The organism is Vibrio tapetis subsp. quintayensis, assembly GCF_030409945.1.
GTDB classification, from domain to species: domain Bacteria; phylum Pseudomonadota; class Gammaproteobacteria; order Enterobacterales; family Vibrionaceae; genus Vibrio; species Vibrio quintayensis.
The window spans coordinates 1-928 of the sequence record NZ_JAUFQV010000029.1 but is presented as its reverse complement, the minus strand read 5'-3'; the positions used below and the strand labels follow the sequence as shown (position 1 = coordinate 928).

2 protein-coding genes are annotated in these 928 nt (G+C 42.7%); both read left to right on the top strand.

The genetic code is table 11. The features are described from left to right. Positions 1 to 220 precede the first annotated feature (220 nt). Positions 221 to 469, top strand: coding sequence for a type II toxin-antitoxin system Phd/YefM family antitoxin (locus tag QWZ04_RS15655; protein ID WP_290329191.1), 249 nt, complete (start codon positions 221 to 223; stop codon positions 467 to 469). Further along, entirely contained in the window at positions 459 to 749 is a 291-nt protein-coding gene (locus tag QWZ04_RS15650) for a type II toxin-antitoxin system RelE family toxin (RefSeq protein WP_005377002.1), read from the top strand. Before QWZ04_RS15655 ends, QWZ04_RS15650 begins: the two co-directional genes overlap by 11 nt. Positions 750 to 928: the final 179 nt, after the last annotated feature.

The following is a 928-nucleotide window of genomic DNA, read 5'->3' as shown; positions in this document are numbered from 1 at the left end:
GGAGCATAAACTTCTACGTTTCAATTGACAGTGGGGGTCATATCAACGCCTTGCTAAGGTGTGAGCAACGCAATACCTTAGCCAACGCATAATACCTTAAACACATAAACCAACGCATAGTAAAAATGCCACGCGTTGCGAATCATCCTTAAGCAACTTGTTATACCGCTTGGTTGAGGCTAAAATGACCAAAATAAAGACCACTTAAGAGACCCATTACATGACCACTAGAATTTTAGCCGATGTAGCTGCAAGCATTACTGAGTTGAAAGCTAACCCTATGAAAGTTGCAACTAGTGCTTACGGTGAACCTGTTGCTGTACTGAACCGAAATGAACCAGCATTTTATTGCGTACCAGCCGAAGCGTACGAAATGATGATGGACAGACTCGAAGATCTTGAACTACTAACTATTGCGAAAGAGCGTGAATCTGAAGAGAGCATTTCGGTAAATATTAATGACCTATAAACTCGACTTTAAAAAGAGCGCACTCAAAGAGTGGAAAAAGCTTGGCTCAACGCTTCAACAACAATTTAAGAAAAAGCTAATCGAACGCTTAGATAACCCGCATGTTCCGGCTTCAAAACTCTCTGGAGCTGACAACATGTATAAGATTAAGCTGCGCCAATCGGGCTACCGTCTCGTCTACAAAGTTGAAGACGATGTCATCATTGTAACCGTCTTAGCAGTCGGAAAACGCGAACGTAGCGATGTTTACCGCAAAGCTATGAAAAGGTTAGATGATTGATTGCGGTATAACGCCTGCATAACACGTTTACTACCATGCAGATTAAGCTCAAATTTACCACTTAATACGGTAAACTCAAAGAAACCTAGAATGCCGAATGTAGTAAATCGTGTTGATGCGATTGTTGAACGAAGCCGCTCCGCGGCAGAGTACAGCGTGCACCGCCCATACTCTCTGTA

What these genes read in the sequence shown, in the direction of transcription:
- QWZ04_RS15655 (WP_290329191.1), top strand. Translation starts at nt 221, where the DNA reads ATGACCACTAGAATTTTAGCCGATGTAGCTGCAAGCATTACTGAGTTG.
- QWZ04_RS15650 (WP_005377002.1), top strand. Translation starts at nt 459, where the DNA reads ATGACCTATAAACTCGACTTTAAAAAGAGCGCACTCAAAGAGTGGAAA.